Annotated in this window: 5 protein-coding genes and 1 pseudogene; all 6 read left to right on the plus strand. The window is 71.5% G+C overall.

The annotated features are described in order from the left end of the window. Window positions 1-337: pseudogene (locus VI238_RS02595) on the plus strand (septum site-determining protein MinD); the annotation flags it as partial. Window positions 338-340: 3 nt separating this feature from the next. Beyond that, complete coding sequence (gene minE / locus VI238_RS02600; RefSeq protein ID WP_331648135.1) at window positions 341-628, plus strand: cell division topological specificity factor MinE; 288 nt, start codon at window positions 341-343, stop codon at window positions 626-628. Window positions 629-642: 14 nt separating this feature from the next. After that, on the plus strand, window positions 643-1,146 hold the full coding sequence (locus VI238_RS02605) for a hypothetical protein (protein WP_331648137.1): 504 nt from the start codon (window positions 643-645) through the stop codon (window positions 1,144-1,146). A gap of 119 nt (window positions 1,147-1,265) precedes the next feature. After that, window positions 1,266-2,051, plus strand: a complete 786-nt coding sequence (gene otsB / locus VI238_RS02610; RefSeq protein WP_331648139.1) for a trehalose-phosphatase — start codon at window positions 1,266-1,268, stop codon at window positions 2,049-2,051. Beyond that, a complete protein-coding gene (locus tag VI238_RS02615) occupies window positions 2,048-3,844 on the plus strand; it encodes a glycoside hydrolase family 15 protein (RefSeq protein ID WP_331648141.1) in 1,797 nt (598 codons plus the stop codon). Before otsB ends, VI238_RS02615 begins: the two co-directional genes overlap by 4 nt. Further along, window positions 3,841-4,183 (plus strand): trehalose-6-phosphate synthase (locus tag VI238_RS02620; RefSeq protein ID WP_331648143.1); only part of this gene is annotated, 343 nt, incomplete at its 3' end. The genes VI238_RS02615 and VI238_RS02620, both read left to right, overlap by 4 nt.

Below are 4,183 nucleotides of genomic sequence, written 5' to 3' on the forward strand. Positions count from 1 at the left end.
GCTCGCGAGCAAGACGCGCCGCGCCGAACAGGGCGGCAGCGGCGTCGAGCAACACCTGCTGCTCACGCGGTACAACCCCGACCGCGTCGCCAACGGCGACATGATGGGCATCGCCGACGTCAAGGACATCCTCGGCATCGAAGTGCTCGGCGTCATCCCGGAATCGCCCGGCGTACTCACCGCATCGAATGCGGGCGTGCCGGTCATCCTCGACGACACCTCGGATGCCGGGCAGGCCTATGCCGACGCGGTCGCGCGCCTGGCCGGGGAAGTGCGGCCGATGCGCTTCATCGACGCGACGAAGAAGGGTTTCCTCGCGCGCATCTTCGGGAGCTGAGCCATGGGACTGTTCGATCTATTCCGCTCGCGCCCGAAGAACACCGCGTCGGTCGCGGCCGAGCGATTGCGCATCATCGTCATGCAGGAGCGTGCCGCGAACGGCCGCCCGGATTACCTGCCGATGCTGCGGCGCGAACTGCTCGAGGTGATCCGCAAGTACGTCAACGTCGACCCGGACGCGATCGACATCCACGTCACGCACGAAGGCGAAGGCGAAGTACTCGAGCTGTCGGTCGCGCTGCCGGAGAAGCACGCCGCGCCGGCCGCACCGGCGACCGGCGAAACCTGACGCGCGCGGCCCGGATGCACGCGGCGTCCGCCATTGCGCCGCACGACGGCACAGAGGACGTGCTCGTGCTCGCCGACGTCGGCTTCGCCCCTGCGCGCGCGCTGCTGGCGCGGCATGCCCTCGAACTCGTCGAGGTCGCCGCGGGCGCACCCATTCCCGGCAGCTACTGGGGCGAGCGCGAAGCCGGCGTCATCGCGCACGCGGTGTTCGCGCGCGCGGACACTCCCGTGCATTCGCTGCTGCACGAGGCCTGCCACCTGATCGTCGCACCGGCGGAGCGGCGCGCCGCGATCCACACCGATGCGTCCGATTCGCAGGCCGAGGAAGACGCCGCCTGCTACCTGCAGATCGTGCTCGCCGATGCGCTCGCGGGCGTCGGCCGCGCACGCCTGATGGCGGACATGGATGCGTGGGGCTACAGCTTCCGCCTCGGCAGCGCGCAGGCGTGGTTCGAACGCGACGCGGACGACGCGCGCGCGTGGCTCGAGCAGCGCGGCCTGTTGCCGCGCGAGGATTGAGCGAGCGCACCCCGCAAGCGACGCCGATGCGCGTCAGCTGCGATACATCTGCGGCCCACAAGAATCGCATACTGGCCACGGAGAGACGCCTGCCCCGATGCGACGGGGCGTTCGGGACGATGACGCTCGCGACCGATACCCCACCTGCACCGCTGCCGCCGCCGCCCGCGGCGCCTTCCTCCATCGCGCTGTTCCTCGACGTCGACGGGACACTGCTCGAATTCGCACCCGATCCCGACGGTGTCGTCGTCGATGCCGCATTGCCCGCCCTCGTCGATCGCCTCGAAGCTGCGCTCGGCGGCGCGCTCGCCGTGCTCAGCGGCCGTTCGCTGCAACGCATCGACGAGCTGCTCGGCCTGCCGAACCTCGCTGCCGCCGGCTCGCACGGCGCCGAGCTGCGCCGCAGCGGCGGCGCGGTCGTGCGCACGGTGCGCGACTCGGACGGCATGAGTGCATTGCGCGCCTATGCGACCGCCCTGCTCGCCGACCACGCCGGCGTCGTCGTCGAACACAAACCGGATGCGATCGCGCTGCACTGGCGCGCGGCTCCGACGATGGCGGCCGTCGTCGATGACGCGGCGCAGCGGCTCGTGCGCGCGGGCGGCAGCGGCTACCGCCTGCAACACGGCGATTGCGTGGTCGAGCTGCGCGGCGTCGGCGCCGACAAGGGCGACGCCTTGCGCGCGCTCATGCAGCAGGCGCCGTTCGCGGGGCGTACGCCGTGGATGGTCGGCGACGACCTCACCGACGAGCACGCATTCGTCGCCGCGGAACGCTTCGGCGGCTGCGGCGTCGTCGTCGGCGCACGTCGTCCGACGCGCGCGCGCTACGCCCTCCCCGATCCCGCGGCCGTCCATCGCTGGCTCGCCGCGCTCGCCACGCAGGTGCAGGAGGCTTCCGCATGAGCGACAGCAGGCCGTCGAGCCTCGACCTCGGCGTGATCGGCAACGGCAGCATCGGCGCGCTCGTCGACGCGCGCGGCCGCTTCGTCTGGTGCTGCCTGCCCGCATTCGACGGCGACCCCGCGTTCTGCTCGCTGCTGTCGCCGCGCGTCGAGGATGCCGGGTGGTTCGACGTCGCACTCGAGGGCGAGCGGCGATCGAACCAGCGCTACGTGGAGAACACAGCGGTCCTCGTCACGCGACTCGACGCCGAGGATGGCAGCGCGCTGGAGATCACCGATTTCGCGCCGCGCTACAAGCAGTACGGGCGCGTGTTCCATCCGATGGCGATCGTCCGCACGCTGCGCCCGATCGCGGGGACGCCGCGCGTCACGCTGCGCCTGCGCCCGCTCACGGGCTACGGCGCGCGACGGCCGGATCGGACGTCCGGATCCAACCACGTCCGGTTCGTGCTCGACGACGGCACGGTGCTGCGCGCGACCACCGACGCGCCGCTGCCGATGCTGCGGGACGAACTGCCGTTCCTGCTCGATCGCGAAGTGCACGTGCTCATCGGCCCCGACGAAACGCTGACCGAGTCCCCGTCCACGCACGCGCGCGCCGCGCTCGAAGCGACCCTCGGCTACTGGCGCGAATGGGTGCGCTACCTCTCGATCCCGGCGGAATGGCAGGAAGCGGTCATCCGCGCCGCGATCACGCTCAAGTTGTGCCAGTACGAAGGCACGGGCGCGATCGTCGCTGCGATGACGACGTCGATACCCGAGGCGCCGCACACGGTGCGCAACTGGGACTATCGCTACTGCTGGCTCCGCGACGCCGCCTTCGTCGTGCGGGCGCTCAACCGCCTCGGCGCGACGCGCAGCATGGAGGAGTACCTGCGCTACCTGTACAACCTCGCCGCGGGCGCGGACGGCGACCTCGGTCCCGTCTACGGCATCCACTTCGAACGCGAGCTGCTCGAGCGCGAGGCGGACCATCTCGCCGGGTACCGCGGCATGGGGCCCGTGCGCATCGGCAACGACGCGTGGCGACAGGCGCAGAACGACGTGCCGGGCAGCGTCGTCCTCGCGGCCGTGCAGTTGTTCTTCGATCGCCGCCTCGAGTCGCCCGGCGATGCCGCCGCCTTCACGCGCCTGGAGGCGGCCGGCGAGGCCGCCTGGCGGCTGCACGACCAGCCTGACGCGGGCCTGTGGGAATTCCGCGGGCGCGCGCACGTGCACACCTACTCCGCCGTGATGTCGTGGGCCGCCTGCGACCGCCTCGCGCACATCGCCGCGCATCTGGGCGCCGGTGCGCGCGCGGCCTTCTGGGCCGAGCGCGCGCAGCGCGTGCGCGACCTCGTGCTCGCCCGCGCGGTGCACCCGCGCCACGGCTGTTTCGTCGACGCGTTCGACAGCGAGCGCCTCGACGCGAGCCTGCTGCTGCTCGCCGACCTGCGCTTCGTCGACGCACGCGATCCGCGCTATGTCGCGACCGTCGAGGCGATCGGGCGCGAGCTGCGTCGCGGCGACTACGTGTATCGCTACGCCACCGCGGACGACTTCGGCATGCCGGAGACGAGCTTCACGATCTGCAGCTTCTGGTACGTCGAGGCGCTCGCCGCGATCGGCCGTGCCGACGAGGCGCGCGCGCTGTTCGAGCAACTGCTCGCGCGACGCAACCCGCTCGGCCTGCTGTCGGAGGACGTGCACCCGGAAACCGGCGAACTGTGGGGCAATTTTCCGCAGACGTATTCGCTGGTCGGACTCATCAATGCGGCCTCGCGCCTGTCGCGCAGCTGGGAGAGCCTGCTGTGAGCCGGCTGGTCGTCGTCTCCAACCGCGTCGCGCAGCCGCGCGAAGCCCGCGCGGGCGGCCTCGCCTCGGCGATGCAGGCCGCGCTCGAGCAATGCGGAGGCCTCTGGTTCGGCTGGAGCGGGCGCATCGTCGACGACGAGCCCGGGGCGCCACAGGTCGAACGCGTCGGTCGCATCGACTACGCGCTCGTCGACCTCACGCGCGCGGACCACGACGAGTACTACCTCGGGTTCGCCAACCGGACCCTGTGGCCGCTGCTGCACTTCCGCCCCTCGCTGCTCGACTACCGTCGCGGCGACTTCGCCGGATACCTGCGCGTCAACGCGATGTTCGCGCGTC

It is taken from the genome of Dokdonella sp. (assembly GCF_036518555.1).
Taxonomy (GTDB): domain Bacteria; phylum Pseudomonadota; class Gammaproteobacteria; order Xanthomonadales; family Rhodanobacteraceae; genus Dokdonella_A.